A 25,998-nucleotide genomic window follows, 5' to 3' on the forward strand; every position below is an offset into this window, starting at 1 on the left:
TCGGCGACGCATACTGGCTTTCCTGCACCCTATCCATTCACACAGGAACTTCAATGAATCGAATTCGTATCACGGCCGGTGGCTTCACCTTTGTTGCCGAGCCGCATGCGGACGCACCCAAGACCGTGACCGCCTTCGCGGCACTGTTGCCCTACCGCGAGAAACTCATCCACGTCAAATGGAGCGGCGAAGGTTGCTGGATTCCCATGGGTGATTTCAGGCTGGGCGTCGACTACGAAAACCATACGAGCCACTTGTCCGTTGGCGATGTCCTCTTCTACCCTGGTGGATACAGCGAGACGGAGATCATCTTCGCCTACGGGAGTTGCAGTTTCTCGAGCAAGCTCGGGCAACTCGCCGGCAACCATTTCCTGACCATCGTCGAAGGCAAGGAGCATCTTCGGGCGCTCGGCGAAAAGGTATTGTGGGAGGGCGCCCAGGACATCCTGTTCGAGGCGATGTAGGGGAAGGCAAAGCCATGTTCAAGAGCGTGGCCGTTTTTTGCGGCTCCAACTTCGGTAGCTCCGACGACTATGCCAACGGCGCACGCCTGTTGGGGCGCGAGCTGGCTGCACGGCGCATCACTCTCGTGTATGGCGGAACGACCAAGGGGTTGATGGGCGTGTTGGCAGATGAGACGCTGGCCGCCGGCGGAGCGGTCGTCGGCGTGATCAATCAGCGGCTGCACGAGCGTGGCCACCTGCATCCCGGGCTCACGCGTCATGAGGTCGCCACCGACATGCGCGCCCGCAAGGCGCGGATGGCTGAGTTGGCGGATGCGTTCATCGCACTTCCGGGAGGCCTCGGAACGCTGGAAGAACTGTTCGAGATGGCGACCTTGACCCAATTGGGCGATCACGCCAAGGCGTGCGGGGTGCTCAACACACGCGGCTTTTACGACCCCACGTGGGCGATGCTGGAGCGCGCAGTTGGAGAAGGCTTCTTGAAGCCCGAGCATCGGGACATGATCATCCTCGATCCGGACCCTTCCGCGTTGCTGGATCGACTGATCGCCTGGGAACCTCCTAGCGTCACCAAGTGGATCGGCCAGCCTGGCTCTTGACGAAGATCATCCTTCGAGCTCGATCCGATAGAGCCGGACTGCGTTGTCATGAAAGAGCATCTTCTTCTGCTCGATGGTCGCGCCGGAGGCCATCCTCTTGAGCGCATTCCAGACCACGCCATAGCCGGCAGAACTGCGATCCACCGGAAAGTTGCTCTCGAACATGCAGCGCTCCAGACCGAACAACTCCAGCACCGGATCGAAGACCGGCCGCCAGACATCGGCCAGCGCCTGCGATGAGGGTGGCTCCGGTCGGCTGGCGAAGTCGAACCCGAATACCGCCGTGCCGAGTCCGCCGAGCTTGACCGAAACGTTCGGACACTGCGCCAGGCTCTTCATCCACGGCAACCACTCCTGCAGCGCGGCATCCTGCCGCCCCTGATAGCCCGCGACTCCGAGCGGCCCGCCGATGTGATCGAGGATGAGCGGAATGCGCGGAAACGCGGTCGCGAGTTCGAGAACGTCCTCCAACTGCGTGTGATAGACCCACGCGTCGAAGCTCAGGCCGTGCCTCTCCAGGCAGGCGTAGCCTTCGCGAAACGCAGGGTCGGCGTACAGATGCTGCATAGGGCGCGGAAGCACGCCATGCTTGAAGTCAGGGTGGAAAGCCCCGCTGTTTCGGACGCCCCGAAACCGACCGTCGCCGGCAGCGATCTGCGCAGCCAGCACTTCGTCGACGGCCCCGCCCAGATGAAGATCCGCGTACCCCACGATGGCGGCGGCCACGCGCGTTTCGCGCTGGCGCAGGTTGACTTCGCGCGTGACCGCAACCACCGACTCGGTCTCGCCGACCGGGCGCAGCGCCTCTGGACCTTCAGGCCGGTAGCCCCAGCCGCATTGCACGTAGACCGTCGCGCGAATGCGGTGGCCCGCAATGTCCGCCAGCAGATCATCGGGCATGTAGCCGCCCCAATGCTCCGAGAAGTGATGATGGGCATCCACCATCGGCAGTTCGGGCTCCAGCGCCTCTTCCCTGCTCGCCGCGAGCCAGGCCCGGTCCGCCTGCCGGTGCGCGATCAGTTGCAGTTCCCTGTTCGTTGCCGTCTGCATCGATTCAGACCCCCAGATAGGCTTTGCGGACATACGGATCGTCGAGCAATTCCGCGCCCTTGCCCGACCTCACGACTTCGCCCCGTTCCAACGCATAGGCGTTGTGGGCAAGCCGCAATGCCAGTCGCGCGTTCTGCTCGACCAGGATGATGGACATGCCGCCCGCATTGAGCTTGCGGATCGCATCCGCGATCTCCGCCACGACCTTGGGCGCGATGCCGAGCGAAGGCTCGTCCAGCATCAGCAACTTCGGCCGGGCCATCAGCGCGCGGCCGATCGCCACCATCTGCTGTTCGCCGCCGGACAGCGAGCCCGCCAGCTGGCTGCGTCTCTCGTGGACGCGCGGAAACAGCTTGTAGATCTGTTCCAGCGACTCCGAGCGCTCCGCCGCCGACTTGATCGTGTGCGCACCGACGAGCAGGTTCTCCAGAACCGTCATGCGTCCGAACAGGCGCCGGCCTTCCGGCGACAGGGCAATCCCACGTTGCACCCGCTGCTCGGGCGACAGTCGATGAATCTCCTGACCTTCGAGGCGAATCGTGCCGCTGCTCATCGGCACGCTGCCCGCGATGGCCTTCAGCGTGCTGCTCTTTCCCGCACCGTTGGAGCCGATCAGCGCGACCAGCTCGCCCTTGTTGACGCGAAACCCGACGGAGCGAACCGCCTCCATCAACTTGTAGTGAACCGAGACCTTCTCGACTTCAAGCATGGGCATAGTCAGGCGCTCCAAGGTACGCTTCCACAACGGCGGGATTGGCGCGAATCTGCTCCGGGCTGCCCTCGGCGATCTTCTCGCCGTGTACCAGCACCACGATGCGTTCGCAGACCTCCATCACGATGGCCATGTGATGTTCGACGAGCAACAGCGTCAGGCCGTGCTCCCTTTGCAGCGTGCGAAGCAGCCGCGTCAATTCATTGCACTCTTCATGGTTGAGACCGGCTGCCGGTTCGTCCATGAGCAGCATGGATGGTTTCGCCGCCAGCCCGATCGCGATACCAAGCTTCTTCTGCAGGCCATAGGCCAGCGTTCCCGCCGCCATGTTCCGCCACGCCTGCATGCTCACGATGTCGAGGATCGCATCCACCTCGGACGCCACCTGCTGCGGTGCAAGCAGCCCGTGTGTGCGCCGCATCAGCCGCTGCGGCGCAGATCCTTCGATGCGGGTCAGGAGTGCGTACTCGATGTTCTTCGCGACCGTCTCTTCCGAAAATGTCGTGGTCGACTGGAAGGTACGCGCCAGGCCCGCCGCGACGACAGAACTGGGCCGCCGCCCGGTGACGTCCTTGCCGTCGAACGTCACCCGTCCGCGGGTCGGCGTGAGCGCGCCGCTGATCGTGTTGAACGCAGTCGTCTTGCCTGCGCCGTTCGGACCGATCAGGCCGACGATTTCGCCCTTGCCGACGTTGAACGAAAGATCCGCCACCGCGGCCAGCCCTCCGAAGTGCTTCGAAAGGCCCTGGACTTGAAGCAAGGCGCTCATGGGGCCGACCTCCGCGATGCCTTGAAGTTCAGGATGCCCACGATCCCACTCGGCAGGAAGCGCAGGATGACGATCAACGCCGCTCCGTAGAAGATCTGCTGCGTCTGCACCGCACCCCGGAAGAACTCCGGCAAAGGCGTCAGCACCAGGGCGCCGAGCATCGGGCCGTACAGGGACTTGCGTCCGCCGATCACGAGCATCGTGATGAACGCCACCGACGCGCCGGTAGCGAACGACTCGGGCGAGATGAATCCGATATAGCGCGCTGTCAGAACGCCGCCCAGGCCCGCGAGCACGCAGCCGCCGATGTAGGCCACGATCTGCAAGCGAAGCACACTCAAGCCGGTGGACTCCGCCAATGCCGGGTTCGCTGCGACGGCAGTCATCGCGCGACCGAGCGGCCGGCTGAACAGCCACACCATGAAGCCGACCGACGCAACGGCCATCACCAACGCCAGCGCATAGAAGCGCTCGCGCGTGTCGAAGGCGAAGCCGCCGATACTCAATGGCGGAATGCCGGCGATGCCGTTGGCCCCGCCGGTGATCGACGCGGCATCCAGCAGCACCAGGCGCACAAGCTCCGCGAACGCGAAGGTCACCAGCACGAAGTAGACGCCACGAAGCCGCAGGATCACCCACCCGAGCACGCCCGCGACCAGCGCGCCGACAACCAGCGAAAGCACGGCAGCGGTGATCGAGTCGAACCCGAAGATCGACGAGAACAACACCGAGCCATACGCGCCGAGCGCCACAGGCGCCGAATGGCCGAACGACAACTGCCCACAACGGTCGATGAGCGAGATGCCGTTGACGATCACGATGTTGATGCACGCCAGGATGGCGAGATGCAGCACGAACTGCCCCGCCGTCCACGGCCATGCCGCAACAAGCATCGCCGCCACTGCGCCGGCAATGACCATCCGGCGGCTGCGCGACGCTTTTCCGGCAATCGGCACCACAACGCTTTCCATCAATTGAGTCGTCATGTCAGGCCTCTCCCCGGCCGATCAAGCCACGCGGGAACGCCAGCATCCCCACGATCACGAGCAGGAAGATCAGCATGTCCGCCGTGCTCGTATTCAGGAACAAGGTCGAGTAACTCTCCAGCAACCCGAGGCAAAGACCCGCGAGCGCCGCACCCGGAATGCTTCCGAGTCCGCCGAGGATCACCACCATGAAGGCCTTCAGCAGCGGCGCCTGGCCCATGAAGGGCGACACCGAGAACAGCGGCGCCATCAGCGCACCGCCGATCGCGGCGAGCCCCACGCCGATCCCGAAGCCCAGCGGGTAGTAGATGCGCGCCCGCACGCCCTGGATCGCGGCGGTTTCCGAATCCTCGACGACTGCGCGAAGCCCGCGGCCCGCCTTCGAGTGGCGGAGAAACGCGTACAGCAGCAACAGAACGACGACGGCGAATCCGACGACGTACATGCGTGAGTTCGCCACAGTGATTCCAAGGACGCTGGAGGCACCCGACGCGATCGCCGGCATCGACACCGGGTCCGGGCCGAAGAGCATCAGCGCGAGGTTCTGCAGGATGAGCGCCAGTCCGATCGTCACGATCATCCCGTTGAGCTCGTCCTTGCGGAAGGGCTTCAGGATGAACCACTCGATGAAGCTGCCGAACACGACGGCGACCACGAAGCTCAGCGCGACGGCGCCCAGGAAGGGCAACCCCAGTTTGGTGGTGAAGAAGTAGGCAGCGAAGGCGCCGAGCATGTAGAACTCCCCATGCGCGAAATTCACCATTCGCATCACGCCGAAGACCAGCGTGAAACCCACCGCCATGAGCAGATACAACAACCCCACGACCAGGCCGTTGACCGTCGCCTGTCCTATCAATAGATGCCAGTCCATGTCAATCCTTCGCGCAGATGCCGTGTATGTCGTGTATGCCGTACATGCCGTGCATCCGACGTGACTGTTGTCAGTTGCAGCCTTCGATGACGGAGCAGCGGGCACGAATCACTTCGACGCCGTTCTTGATCTCCGCGACATAGAAAGGCAACGCCAGTTGGTGGTCCACGCCGTAGTTCGCCTTGCCGGTCCAGTTCAAGCTGCCCAGCACGCCGGGAAAGTCGTGGAGCTTCTCCAATTCGAGGCGGACCTTCTCCGTGTCCGTCACCGTCCCGGCACGGCGCATCGCTTCGAACAGCATGCTCGTGAAGTCGTAGTAAGAAGGGCTGAAGCCGTTCGGAGCTGTCTTGTGCTTGGCCGTGTAGGTGTCGATGTACGCACTGGTCGACTTCAGGCCCGGATCGATCACAGCATGCGTGATCATTCCTTCCGAAGCCTCCTTGCCCGCGACGGTGACGAGTTCTGCCGTAGCCGGGCCGCCGGTGCGAACAATCCTGCCCTTGAACCCGAGTTCGCGCGCCTGCTTCGTGATGAGACCGGCGGTGCCCGGCGAATTGCCGTCGAGCTCGATGGTGTCGATGCCGCGCGCCAGCATTCGCGTGAGCAACGGAACGAAGTCGACGCGATCGCGCTCGAAGAACTCCTTGACCGCCAGTTCCGCGCCATGCTTCCTGTACGCCGCCTCCAGGTCGCGGGCGATGACCTGGCCCGACTCGTCATTGGGGAACAGCCCGCCCGCCTTCCTGACGTCCAGGTTCTTCACCATCCAGGCTATCTGCGGTTCCGAAAACTCGTAGGTCGTGACGACGGGCCGGAAGCTGAACGGCTTGTCAGTGCCGAGCGCCTTGTTGGTGAACCCGAGCGTTGACGTGATGACCTTGTTCTTCTCGGTGAGCGGCTGCACTGCCAGCGTTGGCGCCGAACCCGTGGGGCCGATGATGTACTTGACCTTGTCCTCGAACACCAGCCGATTGGCGACGGTGACCGCTTCGCCGGCCTGGTACTTGTCGTCGTACGCAACGATCTCGACCTTGTACTTCTTGCCACCCACCTCCAGGCCGCCCGCGGCATTCACCTTGTCCGCAGCGAGTTCGGCTGCATTCTTCATCGCCTGGCCCCATGCGGCGCCGGGGCCGGACAGCGTCACCAGCGCGCCGATCCTGAGCGTCTCCTGGGCTGCGACATGCAGCGTGAGGGCTCCGAACAGCATTGCGCCAAGGGCAGTGCGAGTCACTCGATTCATCTTGTCTCCTGTAGAAATTAATCCGTGCCATCGATGGCTTTCAAACACCATCAAGTTCAACGGGCCGCGCGCAATTCTCTCGGCGCGCTGCGGAGAAGGACAATGAAGAATGCGTATGCACTTATTGCCCCGGTGAATAAGAGTGCGCCATGCCGGCACACGCCATGCGCCAAGACATCTGCCCATCTACTACTATGCGCTCCAGGAGGTCGAACCCATGAGTCCCATCCTCGTCGGACTGATCGTGCTGGCCTGCACCTTTTGCGGTGCGCTCGGGGGCATTGCGCTCCACCAAAAGTTGCCCGCGCGGCACAAGGCAGCGGACTCCAGGGACGTCGTCAAGTTGGTTCTGGGCTTGATCGCGACCATCTCGGCGCTCGTCATGAGCTTGCTCATCGCCACGGCGCACGCGTCCTACGTCACGCAAGAGTCCGAGGTGCAGGCACTCGGCGTTCACATCGTCCAGCTCGACCGCGTTTTTTCCGGCTATGGGCCGGACGCGGCAGAAGCACGCACAAAGTTCCGCCAACTCGTTGCGGCCAGGCTCGAACAGGCGTGGCCGAACCGTCGTGGCGCCAGGCCGAGCTCCGAAGCCGCCCGCGCGACGCGCGAGCAGAACGAGGCACTCATCGAGCATGTGATCAATCTGCAGCCATCGACAGACAGTCAGTACTTCGCGAAGAGCCGTGCCCTGCAGCTCCTCACCGAAATAGGCGACGAGCGCCAGCTGCTGCACGAGCAGGCCAGCAGTTCCATTCCCTGGCCTTTCCTCGTGGTGCTGGTGTTCTGGCTGGTCGTCCTCTTCGTGGGGTTCGGGTTTCTCAGCCGCACCAACGGGACTGTCGTGGTGGCGCTCTTCGTCGGCTCGCTTTCAGTGGCGGGCGCGATCTTCCTTGTGCTGGACATGAATCAACCCTTCAGCGGGCTGATGCATATCTCCAATGCGCCGATTCGGGTCGCCCTGGAGACCATCGGCCAATGACACCGGTGATCTGGCTCAAAGAAGCGGTTCGAATTCGCGATGGAGGTGGTCGCGAAAACTCTGCACGGCGGTGGTGAGCACCGTTCGTCGCGCAGTGATGCTGCCATAGCTTCTCACCGCACGGAAATCGGCGATCTCGATGATCGCTCTCGATTCGCGCGCGTTGATCTGCGCCATGGAACGCGGAAGGAAGGTCACGCAGCTTCCGGTGTCGATCATCCCCATGAGAGTCGGCAAGGTAGCGGCGGTCGTGGCCTCCAGCTCGGCGCCGAAGCGAAGGAACTCGGCCGACAGGCGCTCGCGCAGGCTCGTGTAGCGATCGAGAAAGATCATCCGGTAGGGAAGGATCATTTCAACGACGACGTTCCGCTCCTTCGCCAGGGGATGCTTCGCGGGCACGACGAGCACCACATCTTCTTCCGCCAGCGGTTGAAACAGCAGGTGCTCGTAGTCGCCGTCGACCGCCGTCACGCCAATGTCCGCGGAGCCGTCGCCGATGCTCTTCAGCAGCAATTCGAAAGGCATGTCGCGCAGCACCAGCTGCACGTCGGGAAACCGTTCGCTGTAGGAATGCATGATGCGCGGCATGAAGGTCGCCGAGATCATCGGCGTGGCCGCAATCACCACCCGATTTCTCGCCGCCTCCGATCGGTCGCGGAACTGGTGCAGCACGGCGTACAACCCCGACAGAGCCTCTTCGGCCGCCGCCCGAAGCAGGTTGCCATCGGCCGTAGCTTCGACGCTTCGCGTGGTCCGCTCGATCAGCTTCACACGCAGGACGTTCTCTAGCCTCTTCACACGACTCGACACCGACGGCTGGGAAATGCACAGCCGCTCCGCCGCGCGGCTGAAACTGCCTTCCTCCAGGACCACGAGGAAGGTCTCCAGTTCGGGCAAATGGAAACGCAGTTGCGGATGTCTTCTCAATCTGTTCTCGCAGCGCCGCCGATCGTCGCGTCCGCACGCGAAACGACCGGGTCGGGAATGAATGGCGCGAGCTTATACCAGGCCATCAAGCGCGCAACGCCCCGGCGATCGTGCGCACCGGGGTGCTCGGCGTCGCGGAAAGCAGCACTTCCAGGACGCTCGCCGTGCGCACAGGTTCGAGCCCGATTCCGGCGGTGCCGCGGAACTTGGCGACGATGTCCTCGCGCGTCAAGGCACGCTCGCCGCTGCCCAGGTTGACAGGCACGCGGCGCGTGAGGACTTCGCCCGATGCGAGATGCAACGTCAGGGCACCGGAGAAGTATTTCGGGAACTCCGAGCCCTGCTCCTCGACACACTCGACGCGCTTTGCCATGGCGAGAATGCTCGCGTCACGCAGACTTTCATCGCTCAGTTCGGCCAGGCCGAAGCGCCCGCGCAACAGGCAGGCCGCCACCACGAACGGCGCGCTGAACTTGGCTTCGTAGTCCGAGCGCGGCAAGGCCTTCGCCTCTGCCGGTTCGGCCACGATCGGAATGGTCGCCCCCGGCAGCTCGCAGGTGATCTTCACGATCTGCGCCGGGTCGCCAAGCACCTTGTGCAGTTGCAGCGCCGCTTCGGCACAGCCGTGAATGAAGTGGCACACCGGATACGGCTTGATGGCGGTATCGAGGATGGTCCAACGGCTTCCGAGCCCCTCCACGATCGATTCCAGGTCGACGTCGCCGGCATGGGCCTGCATGTGCGTCTCGAAGAACCCGAAACGGCCCTCGTAAGGCCGCTTCGGTGATGCGAACCCATGCTGGACCAGGTGGGCGGCGGTGATCCCGGCCAGCGCGCCCCAGCCAGGATGCATGCGCTTCGTCCATGCACCGTTTTCCAGGAATACCTGCACGCCGGAAGCCGTACTCGCGGCAATGCCTTGCGCATCGACCAACTGCTCCGCCCGCAAGCCGAGCAGCTTGCCCGCAACAACCGCTGCGCTGAAGTGAGACAGCAACCCGGTGGCGTGAAAGCCTGAATGATGGAAGCCGCCATTGACCGATTGGCCCAGGCGAATGCAGGTCTCCATCCCGGCGACGTACGCCGCGATCAACTCGCCCCAGCTGGCACCGGTCGCCTCGGCGACAGCCAGCGCAGTGGGCAGGCAGGCCACCGTGGGGTGCACGATGCTGGCCGGATGCGTGTCGTCGAAGTCCAGCCCGTGCATCAGGAAGCCATTGGCCATCGCGGCATCGCGCGGCGCCAGCCGGCGCGTGCTGCCGATGACGGTCGCAACGCCCGCCGCACCCGCGGCCGCGATACCCGCCAATCCGGGTGCCGCGAATGGAAACGTATGCGAGGCGAAAGCAAGGCCGATCCCGTCGACGATGTGATGGACCGACTTGGTCCACACGGCCTCAGGGACATTGGTTTCGTTCAGGTCGGCTGCAAAGGCGGCCAGCGCGGAAGCGATGTTGCCCGAGACGGGTTGGAGTGAAGAAGATGTTGTCATGGGTTCTGGGAATGTGGCGTCACAGCGGAACTTCAATATCGAGCAGGGGCGCGTGCTGCTGCGCACCATAGACGTCGGTATCGCCGACCGCCCCGGAGGGGATTCGCCGAGGAATGGTGGCCTTCCATGCCAGGGCGGGAGCGTACTCCGTGAACAGAACCGACTCCACCGGCACGCGGTAAAGACCGGCGATGAGCGTCGGCGTGATCACGCCCGAGGCGCGCACGAGATCAAAGAGCGCGGCGTCGTCGAACATGATGTCCAGCGTGATGTGGAACGGACCTGCGTTCTTGCTCTTGCAGGCTTTGGCGATGTCTTTGAGGCGAGTCATGCAGCTCCTCGGACTTGCTCGTATTCGATCGGGAACATGTGCAGCGGGTCATCGATCTCGACGACGTGCTGCAGCATGAATTCATAAATGGCACCGCGCTCGATGTCGGACGGAGAAAACGGAAAGGCCATGTTGCCTTCCCTGCACATGCGGCCCGGAAAGTCCGAGTGAAGCAAGGTCACGCGCGCGAGCGACAGCGCCGCGTTGGCAATGTCTTGCGTGGTGGCGACGACCTCCGCGATGATCGCCAGCTCCACGGGGTGCACGTCGCGCGTCGGCTCCCACGCGCCCATCACACCGTCACGCCCGTACACACGAAGCACCAGTTGGTAGTCCTCCGGCTTGATGTCCAGCGCGCTCACCTTGATGGCGGTGGATGCGCGCACGAACTCCAGGAAGGTGTCGATCTGCCCGATCAGCCCCGGGTCCCGGGTCGCGGCAATGGCCAATGCGCCGAAGCCGACGCGCCGTGCGCCTTCGAGCTTGATGGAATAGGGAGCGGGCTTCCATTCCATGCCGCTGACGCGCACCACGCGGTCGCTGACGGCCTCGATGCTGCAGTTCGTCGAGTCGACGATGCCACCCGGTTCGTAGCGAATCACGGGGCTGGCGTTCTCGTGCAGTGCCTGCACCGCAACGGACATTGGCGTGCATCGCAACTCCGGGTTGAGCGGCTCGGCCTCGATGAAGTCCTCGCCGACCGTGACCAGAAGGCAATCGTGCTTCTTCGGGATGGCCGCATTGCAGGCGCATTCGAGCATCTTTCCGGCGTACCAGGCCGGTGCCGGCGGCAAGCCGTGGTGCATCGCCAGTGCCACCCACGGCGCCGGGTCGGTTCCGCGTCCGCCCAGGATCACCTGCGCCCCTGCCGCCAGCGCCTCGCGATACGGCTCGGGGCCCATCATGCCGACGATGCGCTCTGCGCCCCGGATGTCTTCCGTCCGCAGCTGCGGCGCGTTGCCAAGTGCGCGCACCTTGCCGGCCTCGAGTTGCTCCAGCAGGAAGCCCTTGTCCTGCTCCGCATGAATGAGCGCCATCTTGAAGTTCAGCCCATGCTCGCGCGCCACCTCGCGAATGATGTCGGCGCAGGCCTGCAGGTGCGGCTCTCCGCCAGCGCCGCCGCAGGTGCCGACCATCATCGGGATGCCGTTGCGGATGGCGCCCCGCAGCAGCAGCGACAGATCGCGCTTCATGGCAAGGCGCGAGTTGAGCGTCTTGCCCGACCCGAGGTAGTGCGGGCCGGGGTCCGAGCTTCCGCCGTCGACGCCGATCATGTGCGGCTTGCGCGCGAGCGCGGCCTCGAGCGAGCTTTCGGGAAAGCCGTATCCCAGGATGCCGCTCGCCGACATCATCCTGACTGTCTTTTCCGTCATCGGGTTCTTCGCCGTCATTGGCCCACCCGCCGCCAGTCACCGGCGCGAGGGCGGCTGACGCCGAGGGTCTCGCGCAGCGTCGTGCCGGCATATTCCTTGCGGAACAGACCGCGCTTCTGCAATTCCGGAACGACGAGGCGAACGATGTCCTCATAGGTGCCCGGCACCTCAGTGGCCGACAGAACGAAGCCGTCGCACGCGTTCTCGAACCACTCCTGCATCTGATCGGCCACCTGGGCACCCGTGCCGACGAAGCAGGGGCCGTCGTTCAGCGTTCCGCGTCCCGATGATTCGACGAAGTCGCGCACCGAGGGATTCTTCTTGCCGCTGACCTGCACGACCTTGTCGCGCAGGCTCTGCCACGACACGGCGGCCAGTTCCGCATCGGTGAACGGCTCGTCGTAGGGCCGGCCCGAGAAGTCGATGTTGAGCGTCTCGCCCATCATCGTCAGCCCGTCGATGGGGCGTGACAGGCTCGCGATGAGGTCGCGCTTCTCGCGGGCCAGGCTTTCGGTCTCCGCGACGATGATCTTGAGTTCGGGCGCGATGCGCACCGAGGCCGGATCGCGCCCGGCATTCGCGATGCCATCCTTGAGCGCCTTGTATTGCTTTTTGCCGTTCTCCAACGTCGGGTACTTGGCGAACACCAGCTCCGCCCAACGCGACGCGAACGCCAGGCCGCGGCCACTCTGTCCCGCCTGCAGGATGACGGGATGACCCTGCTGCGAACGCGGCACCGACAGCGGGCCGCGCGACTTGAAGAAGCGGCCTTCATGGTCGAGTCGCCGAACCTTGTCGGGGTCCGCGAAGCGGCCCGTCGCCTTGTCCGAGATGATCGCGCCGTCTTGCCACGTGTCCCAATGGCCCAGGACGACCTCCATGAACTCGTCGGCGCGGTCGTAGCGCAGGTCATGTTCAAGGTGCTCGGAGTGGCCGAAGTTGGCGGCTTCCGAATCGTTCATCGAAGTGACGACGTTCCACGCGACACGCCCCTTCGTCATGAGGTCCAGCGTGGCGAACAATCTGGCGACGTGGAATGGCTCGTAGTAAGTCGTGGAGTACGTGGCGCCGAGCCCCAGCCGGGAAGTCGCCATGGCCATCGCCATCAGCACCGAGGTCGGTTCGAGCTTGATCGCCCGCACGCCGTGCTCGACCGTGTCGCGGTGGCTGTTGCCGTAGATGTCGGGCATGGCCAGCCGGTCGTCGAAGAAGGCCATGTCGAACTTGCCCTCTTCCAGCGTCCTCGCGATGCGCTGGTAGTACTCGGGAGAGAGGTAGTCCGTCATGCTGGACGGGTTTCGCCACGAGCCGGCGTAGTTGGAGCAGTTCTGAGCCTGCATGAATGCAATGAGCGTCATCTGACGTGCGGAATTGTTCATCGAGCTGCTTTCCTTTGAGCGATGGATCGTCCCTTCTTGGGCACGAATCGAGTATTCGCGCGGCATGTCCGATGGTCAATTTCTGCACTCCGATGAATCTATAGTCGGCGCGAATAATTCCGACGCTGGACGCACGCCGGGCACTCATTGCCGGAACGTATATGTCCATTGATGCTGGCGATTTGTTGCCGCCACACCCCATTCCTACACTGCCCTGCATTCTGGTGAATGGGAGACATCGATGAACTTCGACAGCCGACAACTGCGACAGGTGCTGGGCGCATTTCCGACCGGCGTGACAGTGGTGACCACGATCGACGACGCGGGCAAGCCCTACGGCGTCACAGCCAATTCGTTCAGCTCCGTATCGCTGGATCCGCCGCTGATCCTGTGGAGCCAATCAATGAAGTCCACGAGTCACCACGCATTCCGCGACGCGGAGCGCTTCGTGGTGAACATCATGGCGGACGACCAGGTCCACGTGGCCAACCAGTTCGCCAAATCCGGCGACGACAAGTTCTGCGGCATCGCGGTGCGGCCGGGACTCGGCGGCGTTCCGATCATCGACGGCAGCGCCGCCTACCTGGAGTGCGTGAAGATCGCGGCCTACCCGGGCGGCGACCACACCGTGTTCATCGGGCAGGTGGAGCACATCGATCGCGCACCGCGCGACTCGCTCGCTTTCGGTGACGGCAAGTACAAGGTCACCTTCGCGCATGATCTCGGCGGCCGTGTTGGCAGTGTCGATGGTGTCGCCTGCCTGCCCGCGCTCGAAGCGGTTCGACTCTCGAGCGCCGCCCTGCCGCATATCTGCGAAGACATCGGGCAACGCACCCTGGGGCTGGCCGTGTGGGGAAGTCACGGCCCCACCATCGTGCGATGGGAGCCGTCGCGAGAACCGGTCAGCCCCTATCTGCAGACGGGCGTCGTCGTCAGCCTGACGCAGTCCGCCACAGGGCGCGCCTTTGCCGCATTCATGGATTCGGATGCGACGGCGGCGGCTATGGCGCGCGAGTTGGAGAACAGGGCGGTTTCCGGAGACCCGGACAACGGGCGCCTGGCTTGCAGCATCGCCGAGGCCAGGGAGCACGGCATGGCCCGCGCGGTCGGGGAAGCGCCTTCGCGCCGTCACCAGGTGATCGTGAACGCCTTCAGCGCACCGGTGTTTGACGCCAGCGGGCAGATGGTGCTGGCTTTGTCCACGACCTGCCGCGCCGACCATCTCGCGCCGGATTGGGACGGCCCCGTACCCACCGCCCTCTTGCTCGCCGCTCGAAAGCTTTCAGCGCGCCTTGGCCACAAGGCTTGGCCGGCGACTAATTGAAAGACGATTTTCGTATTGGACTGCAATGACGCAGCGCCCATAGAGTTCCGCCCGACAACGAGATAACCCGAAGGAGACTTATCAATGAAGAAGCACAGGCTCTACATCGACGGACGATACGTAGAACCGATCAGCGGCCGCACGCTTCCAAGCGTTAACCCTTATACGAGCCAAGTCTGGGCGGAGATCCCCGATGCCGGCGTCGCCGATGTCGAAGCCGCCGTGGCCGCCGCCGAGCGCGCCTATCGCGAGACCTGGCGGCATACCTCCGGCGTGGCGCGCGCCGCGATGATGCTGAAGCTCGCCGGCCTGATCGAATCGCACGCGCAGCGGATGTCCGTCATCGAAAGCACCGACAACGGCAAGATCGTGCGCGAGACGTTGCCGCAGATGAAGTGGGTGGGCCGCCAATTGCGCTTCTTCGCTGGCTACGCGGACAAGCTCTTCGGCCAGCACATTCCGCTCGACCAGAAGGACACCCTGGACTATCTCGTGCACGAGCCCTATGGCGTGGTGGCGCTCATCACGGCGTGGAACTCGCCACTCGCGCTGCTGGCCAACAAGCTGGCGCCGGCGCTCGCCGCAGGCAACTGTGTGGTGGTAAAGCCTTCCGAGCATGCGTCCGTGTCGACGCTGGAGTTCGCGGCGCTGGTCGAGGAAGCGGGCTTTCCACCCGGCGTCTTCAACGTGGTTACCGGTGGCGCCGAAACCGGTCGCGCACTCGTCGACGCGCGCGGCGTTGCTCGCGTGAGCTTCACGGGAAGTCCTGGCGTGGGCCGCGAAATCGCCGCGGCAGCCGGACGCCGGCTCGTGCCTGTCACGCTCGAACTCGGCGGCAAGTCGCCGAACATCATCTTCGACGATGCCGATGTCGGCAAGGCCGTGATCGGCGCATTGGCGGGCATCTTTGGCGCCACCGGACAGACTTGCGTGGCGGGTTCGCGGCTGCTCGTGCAGCGCGGCGTGTACGACGAGGTCGTGCGCAGGGTGGCCGAGCGCGCGGCGTTGATCCGCATGGGCGACCCGATCGATCCCGCCACCGAGATGGGCACGGTGGCCAACGAGCCGCAGTTCCGCCGCATCCTGAATGCGATCGAGGGCGCCAAGGCTTCGGGTGCGAAGCTGGTCGTCGGCGGCGGCCGCGCTACTGGCCCGACGCTCGATGGCGGCTTCTTCATCCAGCCGACCGTGTTCGCCGACGTGAGCAACCGCAGCGAGCTGGCGCAGGAGGAAATCTTCGGCCCGGTCCTGGCGATCATCCCCTTCGACACCGAAGCCGAAGCCATCGCCATGGCCAACGACAGCCGCTTCGGCCTGGCCGCGGGCATCTGGTCCAACAACATTTCGCGCGTGATGCGCGTGAGCCGCGAGATCCAGGCCGGCTCGGTGTGGGTGAACACCTATCGCGCGCTCGCCGCGCAAGCGCCGTTCGGCGGGTTCAAGGAATCAGGCATCGGTCGCGAGCGCGGCGAAGCGGGACTTCGCGAATACATGACCACCAAGAACGTGATGATCGATTTCTCGGATGCCGAGCGCGACCCCTTCGCCATCAAGAGCTGACAACAACGGCCCCAAGGAGACAAACATGTCAAAGAACTCATCCATCTCGCTGGTTCGCCGCGCCCTGCTGCTGGCGTGCGCGAGCACAGCCATGAGCGGCGCTTGGGCGCAGCAGGACTACCCGTCGCGCCCCATCAAGCTCGTCGTGCCCTTTCCGCCCGGCGGCTCGGTCGATGCCGTCGCGCGCACTCTTGCCCCGCAACTCCAACGCCAGTTGGGACAGGCGGTGGTCATCGAGAACCGTCCGGGCGCGAACAGCGTTCTCGGCGCACAGACCGTGAAGCGCGCGCCGGCAGACGGCTACACGATCCTGCTCAACGCATCGCTGCAGGTGGTGAATCCGTTGATCATGACTTCGACCACCACCTACGATCCCGAGAAGGATTTCAAGCCGATCACCTACCTGGGCGCATTGCCGCAACTGGTCGTTGTCTCGGCCAACAGCCCCTACACGAACCTGCAAGCGCTGCTGGCCGACGCCAAGAAGCGGCCGGGCGAAGTGCAATGGGCCACCGCGGCCTACGGTGCAGGCGGCCACCTGGCGGCCGAGTTGCTGAAGGTCAAGGCCAAGGTCGACATGCCGATGATTCCCTACAAGGGAGGCGCACCGGCACTCAATGACCTGATGGGCATGCAGGTCGCCGCCATGATCGAACCCATGGCCTCGGCCTATCCCCTGGTCAAGGGCGGTCGTCTGCGCGCGCTGGCCGTGACCACATCGAAGCGCCTGCCGGGCCTGCCCGATCTGCCGACTGTTGCGGAAAGCGGCTTCCCCGGCTTCGATATGCCGAGCTGGTACGGCGTTTGGGCACCTGCCGGGACACCGCAGGACATCGTCGACAAGCTCAACACCGAAATCAGGATCGCCATGCAGACGCCCGCGGTCACGTCGAAGCTTTCGGCGATGTATTTCCAGACCGTGTTGTCGTCGCCGTCGGAATTCGCGACCTTCGTCGCGCAGGAGTCGGCCATGGACAAGGACCTGGTCGCAACGGCAAAGATCAAGTTGGACGAATAACTGGACAAGAAGGAAAGAACTCAAATGACCGCAATCAAATCCGTCGGCTTCGTGGGCCTCGGCGTCATGGGCGAGCACATGTGCGCGAACCTCGTGCGCAAGTCGGGCTTGCCCGTGCACATCTTCGATCAGTCTCCCGATGCCATCGCGCGGGTGGCGGAAAGAGGCGGCATCGCCGAGAAATCGCTTGAAGCGGTGGGCGCTGCAGCCGATGTCGTGTTCCTCTCGCTGCCGTCGATCGAGCAGGTCGAACCGGTCTGCGAAAGCCTGATGCGCGCATCGCCCGCGCCGAAGATGATCGTCGACATGAGCACGAGCGAAGTGGCGCGAACCCGCACACTGGCAGAGAGGCTCGCCGCCGCCGGCATCGCCTTTGTCGACGCGCCGGTCGCGCGCACACGCGAAGCCGCTGTGCAAGGCACCCTGTTCATCACCGTCGGCGGAAGCCAGGCCGACGTGGAAGCCATTCGACCGCTGCTGGCGTGCATGGGGAGCGATGTGCTGCACTGCGGCGTTGCCGGCTGCGGGCAGATCGTGAAGATCCTCAACAACATCACGGTCCTGATGACGGTCAATGCGTTGTCCGAGGTGCTGACGATCGGCCGCCGGGCGGGCGTCGATGGGCGCGAGCTGTTCAACGCGCTTTCGCAGGGTTCGGCGGACAGCTTCGTCCTGCGCAACCACGGTCTCAAGTCGCTGGTGCCTGATACCTTTCCCGAGAAGGTGTTTCCAGTCGACTATGCGATCAAGGATGCGGCGCTCGCGCTTTCACTCGCGCGTGAAGGCGGCTTCGATCCGCACATCGCCACGTACACGCACCAGATGCTTTGCAAGACGCGCGACGCCGGCTTTGCGCGCAACTACCACCCGGCGGTGATCAACCTGGTGGATGGTCGGGTCAGCTGAGGCGCTTGGTTGATCTCACTCAGGACAGGGCTCGATCTCGGTCCCTAGTGACTTGATCAGCCGCGGCACCAGCTGGCCGATCACGGCGAGCGTCAGGTCGGACGCGTGGCGCTCGCTCCAAATGGCTTCGAGTCGAACCCGGCCTTCGGCGGGCGCAATGTCGCGGAACTGGACGCCGGGATAAGCGCTGAACTGGTACGAGCGCGGCACCAGCGCGATGCCGAAGCCCACTCGCACCATCTGGAAAATCGTCAATGGGCTGCGGGCGGTGTGCTTGATGGTCGGGCTGAACCCGGCTGCCGCACACGAGGCGATGACCGCGTCGAAGACCGTGGGCGCGTGAGCCCTCGACAGGGCCACCATCGGTTCGTCCGCGAGATCCGCCAAGGTCAGATCCGGATTCCCGGCATGCTTGTGATCGTCGGGCAGCACCACCGACAACGCCTCGCCGAAGATCTGCTTGCGGCTCACGTTCATCCGCTCAGGCTTGACGTGAGCGATGCCGATGTCGAGTGCGCCTTGCGATATCGCGCGGACTTGGTCGTCCGACTGCATGTCGCTGACCAGCACCTCGACATTGGGAAAATCCGAGCGCATCAGTTCCAGGAACTTGGGCATGACGCTGAAGAGCCCTGAAGTCGCCACGCCCACGCGGATGCTGCCCGCATTGGTCTGGCTCGCTCTCACCGCCGAATTGACGGCAGATCGAAACTGATCCAGCAGAAGCCGGCTTTCTCGCAGAAAGACGGCGCCGGCGTCGGTCAGCCGAACCGCCCGGCGGTTGCGTACGAACAGCGCGACGCCCATCTCCTCTTCGAGAGACTTGATCTGCTGGGACAGGGGGGGTTGGGAGATATGCAGTCGGGTGGCCGCTCGACTGAAGCTCAGCTCCTCGGCCACCATGACGAAATAGCGGAGTTGCTTCAGATCCATTGTGGCGCGATGTTACTTCGGAGCACCTGACGCCCGAGATAGCGTTCGGTAAGATCGTCGCAGGGCCAGTCAACAACCGCGCACATTGCCGAGTTGCAGCGAGCAGCGCATCGCGCGGCATCGACATCACCGACATCCGTCAACATGCAAGAGGCTGAATGAGTCGCCCGCCAAAGATCCTCGCGTTCGCAGGCAGCGCACGTGAAGCCTCCTTCAATCGCCGGCTGATCCGCCTCGGCGCGGCGGCCGCGCAGGAGACTGGTGCCGAAGTCACGCTGATCGACCTGGCGGACTATCCACTGCCGATCTACAACGCCGACATCGAGCACCGCGATGGATTGCCGGACGACGTCGGCAGGCTCAAGGCGCTGTTCTTCGCGCATGACGGCCTGCTGATCGCCTCGCCCGAGAACAACGCATCGGTGTCGGCGCTGCTGAAGAACACGCTCGACTGGGTGTCGCGACCCTCGGGAGGCCCGATCGGCATGACGAAACTCGACGGCAAGGTGGCGGCCATCATGGCCGCAACGCCCGGCGCATACGGTGGGGTTCGGGGCCTGGTGGCGCTGCGCGCCATCCTCCAGTCGCTGGGCGTGCTGACCCTGGCGCGGCAATTCTCCCTGCCGCGCGCCGCCGACGCCTTTGCCGAAGACGGCTCGCTGCGAGACGCGGCATCGCACGACGCGATGGTCCAGGTCGTTCGCCAACTGGTGCACGTGGCGAGTCGACTCGCCTGATCCCCGTTCAGTCCCCTTCGCAGACAAGGCGCGCTTCGTGCACCAGATGGTCACGCACCAGCGCCAGGCCTTCGTCGTCTTCGCTCGCGCTGCGCAGAGCCTGGACCATGTCGGCATAGTCCAGCACCAGCAGCATCCGGATCGCGTAGCACTGCGACTGCGAGAACTCACCTTGCGCCGTCAGCGCTTCGAGCTTCCGGGTCGCCTCGTTGGGCGCCAGGAGGTTCTGTTCGACCAGTTCGAGCACATGGCTGATCTGCTGGGCGCTCAGGGTTTGCGATTCGGGCGACATTTGCTTTCCTTTCGGGTGTCGCCTTCAGTCTCGACCGCGGAACTTAAGCGGTGCTGAAACGCCCGCGCCCTCCCCTCAGCGCGAGTGGGACTCTGCCCATCGGACGATGTCGGCCGCGCCCATCGCGCCGGCCTGCCGGGCCACCTCGCGCCCGCCCTTGAAGAGCGCCAGCGTCGGAATGCTGCGGATGCCGAAGCGCGCGCCCAGGGCCGGCACGGTCTCCGTGTCGACCTTCGCCAGCCGGATGTTCGGCTCCAGTCGAGCGGCCGCCTGCTCGAAACCCGGCGCCATCTGGCGGCACGGACCGCACCACGGTGCCCAGAAATCGACGAGCACCGGAATCTCGTTGCGCGCGATGTGCCGCTCGAACGCGGCCTCATCGAGCGCCGTCGAGCGGCCTTCGAACAGCGGCCGGTGGCAGTTGCCGCAATCGGGCGCGCTGCCGAGCTGATCGCGTTTCACGCGGTTCGTGGTGTGGCAGTGCGGGCAGACGATGTGCAGCGATTCGTTCATGAACTCTCCTTCGACGCGGCGTCAGATCCCGTTGACCTGGGGTCTTCGAGGCCGATTGCAAGGTCTGCAAGGTCTACCAGGCGTGCAGTTGGTCGTCCGGAAAGCTCCCGTCCTTCACCGCCTGGACATACGCCTGGAGCGCCTCCGCAATACCCGGCGCACCCGCCATGAAGTTGCGCACGAACTTCGCCATGCGGCCAAGATTCATGCCCAGCATGTCGTGAAGCACAAGCACCTGCCCCGCCGTGCCCCGGCCGGCGCCGATACCGATGGTGGCGCACCGCTCCAGCTCGGTCGTGAGTTCCGCCGCCAGCGGGGCCGGGACCATCTCCAGCACGAGCATCGCCGCGCCCGCATCCTGCAGTGCATGTGCATGCTGCCTGAGTACGGCGGCGGCCTCATCGTCCCTGCCCTGAACCCGATAGCCTCCGAGCGCGTGCACTGTCTGCGGCGTCAGGCCGAGGTGCGCGCAGACCGGAATGCCGCGCTCGACCAGGAAGCGCACCGTATCCGTGGTCCATCCGCCGCCCTCCAGCTTCACCATGTGGGCGCCGGCCTGCATCAGCACAGTGGCGCTGCGCAACGCCTGCTCCCGCGACTCCTGGTAGGTGCCGAACGGCAGGTCGGCAATCAGCCAGGCCGTGCCCTGGACGCGCCGGAGGCCCCGGTAGACGCTCTCAGTGTGATAGCGCATGGTTTCCAGCGTCACGCCGACCGTGCTCGACAGTCCTTGGCAGACCATGCCGAGCGAATCCCCCACCAACAGGCATTCGACGCCGGCCTTGTCCGCCATGGCAGCGAAGGTCGCGTCGTAGGCGGTGAGCATGGTGATCTTCTCGCCGCGCGCATGCATGTCCGCCAGGCGGGGCAAGCTCAGCGGCTTGCGCTGCGAAGGAGGTGATGCGGGTGGCAAGGTGCCGTACGGCGTCGCGGCGCCGGCTTCGGGAGCAGATGACATGGTTGACCTCCGGCTAGAGACAGTGACGACTTCGCCGGCAGTGAACTGGTAGCGGCGCGAGAAAGTGCGGAGTGTAAGTTCATGCCGCACTCTCGCGCACCAGTTCACGCACGATCTCGCGCAGCTTGAATTTCTGGATCTTCCCGGAGGGCGTCGACGGCATAGCATCGCGCACGACCAGTCGTTCAGGGATGTACTGGACCGCCACCTTCTGCGCCTTCAGGAACTGCACGATCGAGGGCATGTCAACGCTGTGGCCCGGCCTGGGCACCACCACCGCGCAGGCCCGCTCGCCAAGGCGCTCGTCGGGGTAGGCCACGATGGCCGCCATGGCGATGCCAGGATGCCGATACAAGAGGGACTCGATCTCGACCACCGGGATGTTCTCGCCGCCGCGAATGATCACGTCCTTGCTGCGGCCGGTGATGCGGATGTAGCCCTGGGCGTCCATGCGCGCCAGATCGCCGGTATCGAACCAGTCGTCGGCGTCGGTGCCGTTGAGATGCGAGCGCCGCAGATAGCCGCCGAAGTTCGAGCACGAGCGCACGAGCAGCCTTCCGGGCTGATCGGCGGGCAGTACCTGGTCGTTMTCGCCGACCACCTTGAGTTCGACGCCGGGCAGCGGCAGCCCATCGGTCGTGACCGCGCGCAGGTCGTCGTCGTCCACCTGGATCAGCGTGACGGCGCCGTTCTCGGTCATGCCCCAGGCCGACACGATCTTGGTGCCCAGCACCTGCCGCGCCTGCTCCACCAGCGGTCCCGGAATCGGTGCCCCCGCACACAGGAAGGTGCGCAGGCTCGGCACCTCGACCGCGGTTTCAGCCACGGTCCTGGCGAGGTCGGTCAGGAATGGCGTCGAGGCCATCGTGAAGCTGACGCGCTCGGCACGGATCGATTCGATGGCCTGCTTCGGCTCCCAGATATCGTGCAGCACGACGCTGGCCTTGAGGATGATCGGCATCATCAGCCCATACATGAAGCCTGTCTGGTGCGCCATGGGCGAGGCCATCAGCACCACGTCGTCGGCGCCGAGCCGCAGGCGCTCTGCGTAGGGAATGATGTTGGCCATGGTGGTGTTGGCCGAATGCATCACGCCCTTGGGCTCGCCGGTAGTGCCGGAGGTGTAGATCATCTGCATCACGTCATCCGGGCCGGGCCGGCTTCGCGCAAGGATCTCCTGCGCATCGGGCTCGTCTTCCCAGGCCACGCCGCTGAGCAATGCCTCGAAACTGTTGGGCCCGGTGCCGCCGACCACCACGACGTGCTTCAGATCGGGCAGGCCCGCTTGCAAGCCTGCCACCATGCTTTCGAAGTCGAAGCCGCGAAAGGTCTTCGGCACGATCGCGACCTTGGCCTCGCCGTGCTTCAGCATGAAGGACAGCTCGCGTTCGCGAAAGATGTGCATCAGCGGGTTCATCACCGCACCGATCCGCGAGCAGGCCAGATAGGTCAGCGTGAATTGCCACCAGTTGGGCAACTGGCAGGCCACCACATCGTTGCGGCCCACGCCGAGGCGCGACAGTCCCACCGCGACGCGATCGGCCATGCGCGCCATTTCGCGGTAGGTGAAGCGGGTCGTGACGCCCTCCTCCACCCGCAGTGCAGTCAGGGCCACCTTGTCCGGATACGTCGCGACGCAGGCGTCGAGATCGTCGTTGATGGTGCGGTCATGCCAGAGACCTTGCGCCACCATCCGGACACGGCGCGGGGGCAGCAATACGGCATCGAATTCCATGGTTTGTCTCCTCTTCTCTTTGGCGTTGCGAAAGTCAGGCGGGTACGGCGCCGCGGCCGGCACGGGTGCGCGCCACGATGGTCTTCATGATCTGGGCCGTCCCGTCGCCGATCTGGAAGCCCAGCACGTCGCGAAGGCGCTGCTCCATCACGCCGCGGTCGTAGCCACCGTGGCCGAACATCAGCAGGCACTGGTGGATCACGTCGTAGGCGAGCTTGGGCGCCCACCATTTGCACATCGCGGCTTCGGCGGTGTGGGGGGCACCCTTGTCTTTCAGCCACAAGGTCTGCAGACACAGCAGGCGCGCGGCGGTCACCTGCGTATCGAATTCCGCCAGCGGATGCGACACGCCCTGGAAGGCCGACAGCGGCTTGCCGAAGGCTTCGCGCTGCGCCACGTAGTCCCAGGTTTCTTCCAGCGCGACACGCGCCACGGCCAGCACCTGCAGGCCGATGAGCGCGCGCGAGAAATCGAAGCCCTGCATCACCTGCACGAAGCCCCTGTTCTCTTCGCCGAGACGATGGCTCACAGGCACCCGCACGTTCTCGAAGAACAGCGAGCCGCGCCCGATGGCGCGCTGCCCGTGGCAATCGAAGCGGTTGCGCGTGACGCCCGGCAGGTCCATCGGCACAAGCAGCGCCGTCACGCCGTGCGCTGCCGATTCGATCGATCCGGTGCGGCCGAACACCACGGCCGCGTCGGCCTGGTCGGCGGCGGAGATGGAGGTCTTCTCGCCGTTGATCACGTACTCGTCGCCCACGCGCTCCACCCGCAGGCGCAGGTTGGCTGCATCCGAGCCGCCGCGCGGTTCGGTGAGCGCGATGGCGAACAACGCCTCGCCACGCGTCAGCTTTTCGAGCCACGACCGGACCACTTCCGGCCGGCCGTGCGCCGACATGATCTGCCCGTTGAGCGATGCCAGCAGATTGATGTAGGAGATGCTGAGATCCGCGCGCGCAATCTCCTCGTGGATGACACCTGCAGCCAGGCAGCCCATGCCCTGGCCGCCGTGCTCCTGCGGCAACTCGGGCGCGATGAACCCCATCTCGCCCATTTCGCGCATCAGCTGGCGCTCGATCACGCGGGTCTTGTCGCGCTCCAGAAAGCCGGGGGCAATGCGCTCGGTCGCGAAACGGCGCGCATGGTCGCCAAGCGCTGTCAGGTCTTCGTCGAGATAGGGGTTCATCGCGGGCCCCTACTTCGCATACTTGCGGAATTCGGGCTTGCGCTTTTCCTTGAGGGCGTTCACGCCTTCACGCGATTCTTCGGTGTCGTAGTAGAGCTTGAGTGCGTACATGCCCATGCCGGCGATGCCGCTCTGGTGTGCGGTGTCGGCGTTGAAGCTGCGCTTGGCGATGGCGATCGCCGTGGGGCTGCGCTCGCAGATTTCCTCGGCCCACTTCTGCACCTCGGCGTCGAGTTGGTCGTGCGGGACGACCGCATTCGCCAGGCCCATGGCCACGGCCTCGGCGCCGCTGTGGCGGCGGTTCAGGTACCAGATTTCGCGTGCCTTCTTCTCGCCGACGACGCGTGCGAGGAAGGCGGTGCCATAGCCCGGATCGACCGACCCCATCTTCGGGCCGACCTGGCCGAAGATGGCCTTCTCGGACGCGATCGTCAGGTCGCAGATGGTGCACAGCACATTGCCCCCGCCGATCGCGTAGCCCTGCACGCGCGCAATCACCGGCTTGGGCACGTTGCGGATCGTGTCGTGCAGTTCCTCCATCGGCAGGCCGATGGTGCCGCGGCCGTCGTAGTTGCCGTTGTGCGCAGACTGGTCGCCGCCCGTGCAGAAGGCGCGGTCGCCGGCACCGGCCAGCACGATCGCGCCGATGCCGCGGTCGTAGCCGGCGCGGTTCATGGCCCTGATGATCTCGTCGCAGGTCTGGCCGCGAAACGAGTTCATCTTGTCGGGCCGATTGATCGTGATCCAGGCCACGCCGTTGCGCACTTCGTAAAGGATGTCTTCGAATTCCATGGTGTTCTCCTTGGGTGTGTGGGGGATGCGGTCGAGCGGTCAGCCGTTCATCGTCAGGCCACCGGAGACGCTCAGCACCTGGCCGGTGACAAAGCCGGCGTCGTCGCTGGCGAAAAAGAGAATGGCGCCGGGCAGGTCGTCCGGCTGGCCGATGCGACCCAGCGGAATCGAGCGCGTGAATGCTTCCATCAGCTTTTCGGGATTGCCGGCGCCTTCCTTGTAGTCGGCGAACAAGGCGGTGTCGGTTGGGCCGGGGCACACCACGTTGACCGTGATGCCGTGGCGCGCATGCTCGCGGGCGATGGTCTTGGAAAACGCCACCAGGCCGCCCTTGCAAGCCGCGTACACCGCTTCGCCGGAGGAGCCGACACGCGCTGCGTCGGACGCGATGTTGACGATGCGCCCTGACTTGCGCGCCGCCATGGCGGGCAGCACCGCGTGATGCATGTGCAGTGCACCCGTCAGGTTGATGGCGATCAGCTTGTCCCACTGGGCCGGCTCGGTCTTGGTGAAGGGCTTGAACACGTCCCAGCCTGCGTTGTTGACGAGCACGTCGATCGGGCCGAGGCTTTGTCGAGTGGCCTCCACCGCCTTGTCGACGCTGGCGCGGTCGGTGATGTCGCAGCGGAAGGCCTGGGCCTGCCCGCCCTCTTCCCGGATGCCCGAGGCGACCTTCTCGGCCGCCTCCAGGTTCATGTCGTAGACCGCGACCTTGGCGCCTTCGCGAGCGAAGCGCCGGCAAGTCGCTCCGCCGATACCGCCGCCGCCACCGGTGACCACCACTGTCTTGCTTTCGAATCTCTGCATCAGGTTCTCCATCAGTTTTGAAGCTTGCTATCGTCGACGCACTGAAGCTTGAAGATTCG

The 25,998-nt window shown here is 64.7% G+C and carries 27 protein-coding genes; 8 read left to right on the top strand and 19 right to left on the bottom strand.

Features of this window, described 5'->3' with window-relative positions:
- The first annotated feature begins 53 nt into the window (after positions 1–53).
- Complete coding sequence (locus tag AC1DN9_RS11895; protein WP_478100299.1) at positions 54–464, top strand: DUF3830 family protein; 411 nt, start codon at positions 54–56, stop codon at positions 462–464.
- Positions 465–478: 14 nt separating this feature from the next.
- A complete protein-coding gene (locus AC1DN9_RS11900; RefSeq protein WP_478100301.1) occupies positions 479–1,063 on the top strand; it encodes an LOG family protein in 585 nt (194 codons plus the stop codon).
- A gap of 6 nt (positions 1,064–1,069) precedes the next feature.
- On the opposite strand, the gene AC1DN9_RS11905 is transcribed toward AC1DN9_RS11900, so the two are convergent.
- The 6 genes from AC1DN9_RS11905 to AC1DN9_RS11930 form a co-directional block, all read right to left on the bottom strand.
- A complete protein-coding gene (locus AC1DN9_RS11905; protein ID WP_478100303.1) occupies positions 1,070–2,146 on the bottom strand; it encodes an amidohydrolase family protein in 1,077 nt (358 codons plus the stop codon).
- On the bottom strand, positions 2,118–2,828 hold the full coding sequence (locus AC1DN9_RS11910) for an ABC transporter ATP-binding protein (protein ID WP_478100305.1): 711 nt from the start codon (positions 2,826–2,828) through the stop codon (positions 2,118–2,120). Before AC1DN9_RS11910 ends, AC1DN9_RS11905 begins: the two co-directional genes overlap by 29 nt.
- Positions 2,815–3,594 (bottom strand): ABC transporter ATP-binding protein, encoded by a 780-nt coding sequence (locus AC1DN9_RS11915; RefSeq protein ID WP_478100307.1) that lies wholly within the window; start codon positions 3,592–3,594, stop codon positions 2,815–2,817. Before AC1DN9_RS11915 ends, AC1DN9_RS11910 begins: the two co-directional genes overlap by 14 nt.
- The gene (locus AC1DN9_RS11920; RefSeq protein ID WP_478100309.1) at positions 3,591–4,580 is read right to left on the bottom strand and encodes a branched-chain amino acid ABC transporter permease; all 990 of its coding nucleotides are present in this window, start codon (positions 4,578–4,580) and stop codon (positions 3,591–3,593) included. The genes AC1DN9_RS11915 and AC1DN9_RS11920 overlap by 4 nt, the downstream gene beginning before the upstream one ends.
- Before the next feature lies 1 nt (position 4,581).
- On the bottom strand, positions 4,582–5,451 hold the full coding sequence (locus tag AC1DN9_RS11925; RefSeq protein ID WP_478100311.1) for a branched-chain amino acid ABC transporter permease: 870 nt from the start codon (positions 5,449–5,451) through the stop codon (positions 4,582–4,584).
- Between the two features lie 70 nt (positions 5,452–5,521).
- Entirely contained in the window at positions 5,522–6,694 is a 1,173-nt protein-coding gene (locus tag AC1DN9_RS11930) for an ABC transporter substrate-binding protein (RefSeq protein WP_478100313.1), read from the bottom strand.
- A 217-nt stretch (positions 6,695–6,911) separates the two neighbouring features.
- Here AC1DN9_RS11930 and AC1DN9_RS11935 point away from each other — a divergent pair, with 217 nt between their 5' ends.
- Positions 6,912–7,676 (top strand): bestrophin-like domain, encoded by a 765-nt coding sequence (locus AC1DN9_RS11935; protein ID WP_478100314.1) that lies wholly within the window; start codon positions 6,912–6,914, stop codon positions 7,674–7,676.
- A 15-nt stretch (positions 7,677–7,691) separates the two neighbouring features.
- Here AC1DN9_RS11935 and AC1DN9_RS11940 read toward each other — a convergent pair whose 3' ends face one another.
- The 5 genes from AC1DN9_RS11940 to AC1DN9_RS11960 all read right to left on the bottom strand — a co-directional run bounded on the left by AC1DN9_RS11940 (position 7,692) and on the right by AC1DN9_RS11960 (position 13,178).
- Positions 7,692–8,603: a LysR family transcriptional regulator gene (locus AC1DN9_RS11940; protein WP_478100316.1), complete on the bottom strand. Its 912-nt coding sequence runs from the start codon at positions 8,601–8,603 to the stop codon at positions 7,692–7,694.
- 85 nt (positions 8,604–8,688) lie between these two features.
- The gene (locus tag AC1DN9_RS11945; protein WP_478100318.1) at positions 8,689–10,095 is read right to left on the bottom strand and encodes an MmgE/PrpD family protein; all 1,407 of its coding nucleotides are present in this window, start codon (positions 10,093–10,095) and stop codon (positions 8,689–8,691) included.
- 19 nt (positions 10,096–10,114) lie between these two features.
- On the bottom strand, positions 10,115–10,426 hold the full coding sequence (locus tag AC1DN9_RS11950; protein ID WP_478100320.1) for a DUF4387 domain-containing protein: 312 nt from the start codon (positions 10,424–10,426) through the stop codon (positions 10,115–10,117).
- On the bottom strand, positions 10,423–11,817 hold the full coding sequence (locus AC1DN9_RS11955; protein ID WP_478100322.1) for an acyclic terpene utilization AtuA family protein: 1,395 nt from the start codon (positions 11,815–11,817) through the stop codon (positions 10,423–10,425). The genes AC1DN9_RS11950 and AC1DN9_RS11955 overlap by 4 nt, the downstream gene beginning before the upstream one ends.
- A complete protein-coding gene (locus AC1DN9_RS11960; protein ID WP_478100324.1) occupies positions 11,814–13,178 on the bottom strand; it encodes an LLM class flavin-dependent oxidoreductase in 1,365 nt (454 codons plus the stop codon). The genes AC1DN9_RS11955 and AC1DN9_RS11960 overlap by 4 nt, the downstream gene beginning before the upstream one ends.
- 241 nt (positions 13,179–13,419) lie before the next feature.
- On the opposite strand from AC1DN9_RS11960, the gene AC1DN9_RS11965 reads away from it, so the two are divergent.
- The 4 genes from AC1DN9_RS11965 to AC1DN9_RS11980 all read left to right on the top strand — a co-directional run bounded on the left by AC1DN9_RS11965 (position 13,420) and on the right by AC1DN9_RS11980 (position 17,986).
- The gene (locus AC1DN9_RS11965) at positions 13,420–14,502 is read left to right on the top strand and encodes a flavin reductase (protein WP_478100326.1); all 1,083 of its coding nucleotides are present in this window, start codon (positions 13,420–13,422) and stop codon (positions 14,500–14,502) included.
- 84 nt (positions 14,503–14,586) lie between these two features.
- Positions 14,587–16,062: an aldehyde dehydrogenase gene (locus AC1DN9_RS11970; RefSeq protein ID WP_478100328.1), complete on the top strand. Its 1,476-nt coding sequence runs from the start codon at positions 14,587–14,589 to the stop codon at positions 16,060–16,062.
- A gap of 25 nt (positions 16,063–16,087) precedes the next feature.
- The gene (locus AC1DN9_RS11975) at positions 16,088–17,080 is read left to right on the top strand and encodes a Bug family tripartite tricarboxylate transporter substrate binding protein (RefSeq protein WP_478100330.1); all 993 of its coding nucleotides are present in this window, start codon (positions 16,088–16,090) and stop codon (positions 17,078–17,080) included.
- Between the two features lie 24 nt (positions 17,081–17,104).
- Positions 17,105–17,986 carry an NAD(P)-dependent oxidoreductase gene (locus AC1DN9_RS11980; RefSeq protein ID WP_478100332.1) on the top strand — a complete coding sequence of 294 codons (882 nt, stop codon included), beginning with the start codon at positions 17,105–17,107 and terminating at the stop codon, positions 17,984–17,986.
- Between the two features lie 15 nt (positions 17,987–18,001).
- Here AC1DN9_RS11980 and AC1DN9_RS11985 read toward each other — a convergent pair whose 3' ends face one another.
- Positions 18,002–18,919, bottom strand: coding sequence for a LysR substrate-binding domain-containing protein (locus tag AC1DN9_RS11985; protein WP_478100334.1), 918 nt, complete (start codon positions 18,917–18,919; stop codon positions 18,002–18,004).
- A gap of 158 nt (positions 18,920–19,077) precedes the next feature.
- Between AC1DN9_RS11985 and AC1DN9_RS11990 the strand changes: the two genes are divergently transcribed.
- The gene (locus tag AC1DN9_RS11990) at positions 19,078–19,656 is read left to right on the top strand and encodes an NADPH-dependent FMN reductase (RefSeq protein ID WP_478100336.1); all 579 of its coding nucleotides are present in this window, start codon (positions 19,078–19,080) and stop codon (positions 19,654–19,656) included.
- A 7-nt stretch (positions 19,657–19,663) separates the two neighbouring features.
- Here the strand turns inward: AC1DN9_RS11990 and AC1DN9_RS11995 are convergent, their stop codons facing one another.
- The 7 genes from AC1DN9_RS11995 to badH form a co-directional block, all read right to left on the bottom strand.
- Positions 19,664–19,948 carry a hypothetical protein gene (locus AC1DN9_RS11995; protein ID WP_478100338.1) on the bottom strand — a complete coding sequence of 95 codons (285 nt, stop codon included), beginning with the start codon at positions 19,946–19,948 and terminating at the stop codon, positions 19,664–19,666.
- Between the two features lie 75 nt (positions 19,949–20,023).
- Positions 20,024–20,461 (bottom strand): thioredoxin TrxC, encoded by a 438-nt coding sequence (gene trxC, locus AC1DN9_RS12000; RefSeq protein ID WP_478100339.1) that lies wholly within the window; start codon positions 20,459–20,461, stop codon positions 20,024–20,026.
- A gap of 73 nt (positions 20,462–20,534) precedes the next feature.
- Complete coding sequence (panB, locus tag AC1DN9_RS12005) at positions 20,535–21,419, bottom strand: 3-methyl-2-oxobutanoate hydroxymethyltransferase (RefSeq protein ID WP_478100341.1); 885 nt, start codon at positions 21,417–21,419, stop codon at positions 20,535–20,537.
- A gap of 79 nt (positions 21,420–21,498) precedes the next feature.
- Positions 21,499–23,154, bottom strand: coding sequence for a cyclohexanecarboxylate-CoA ligase (gene aliA / locus AC1DN9_RS12010; protein WP_478100343.1), 1,656 nt, complete (start codon positions 23,152–23,154; stop codon positions 21,499–21,501).
- A gap of 34 nt (positions 23,155–23,188) precedes the next feature.
- The gene (aliB, locus tag AC1DN9_RS12015) at positions 23,189–24,340 is read right to left on the bottom strand and encodes a cyclohexanecarboxyl-CoA dehydrogenase (RefSeq protein ID WP_478100345.1); all 1,152 of its coding nucleotides are present in this window, start codon (positions 24,338–24,340) and stop codon (positions 23,189–23,191) included.
- A gap of 9 nt (positions 24,341–24,349) precedes the next feature.
- Positions 24,350–25,132 (bottom strand): 2-ketocyclohexanecarboxyl-CoA hydrolase, encoded by a 783-nt coding sequence (badI, locus tag AC1DN9_RS12020; RefSeq protein ID WP_478100347.1) that lies wholly within the window; start codon positions 25,130–25,132, stop codon positions 24,350–24,352.
- A gap of 39 nt (positions 25,133–25,171) precedes the next feature.
- On the bottom strand, positions 25,172–25,939 hold the full coding sequence (gene badH, locus AC1DN9_RS12025) for a 2-hydroxycyclohexanecarboxyl-CoA dehydrogenase (protein WP_478100349.1): 768 nt from the start codon (positions 25,937–25,939) through the stop codon (positions 25,172–25,174).
- Positions 25,940–25,998: the final 59 nt, after the last annotated feature.

The organism is Variovorax sp. 05L425, assembly GCF_056397705.1.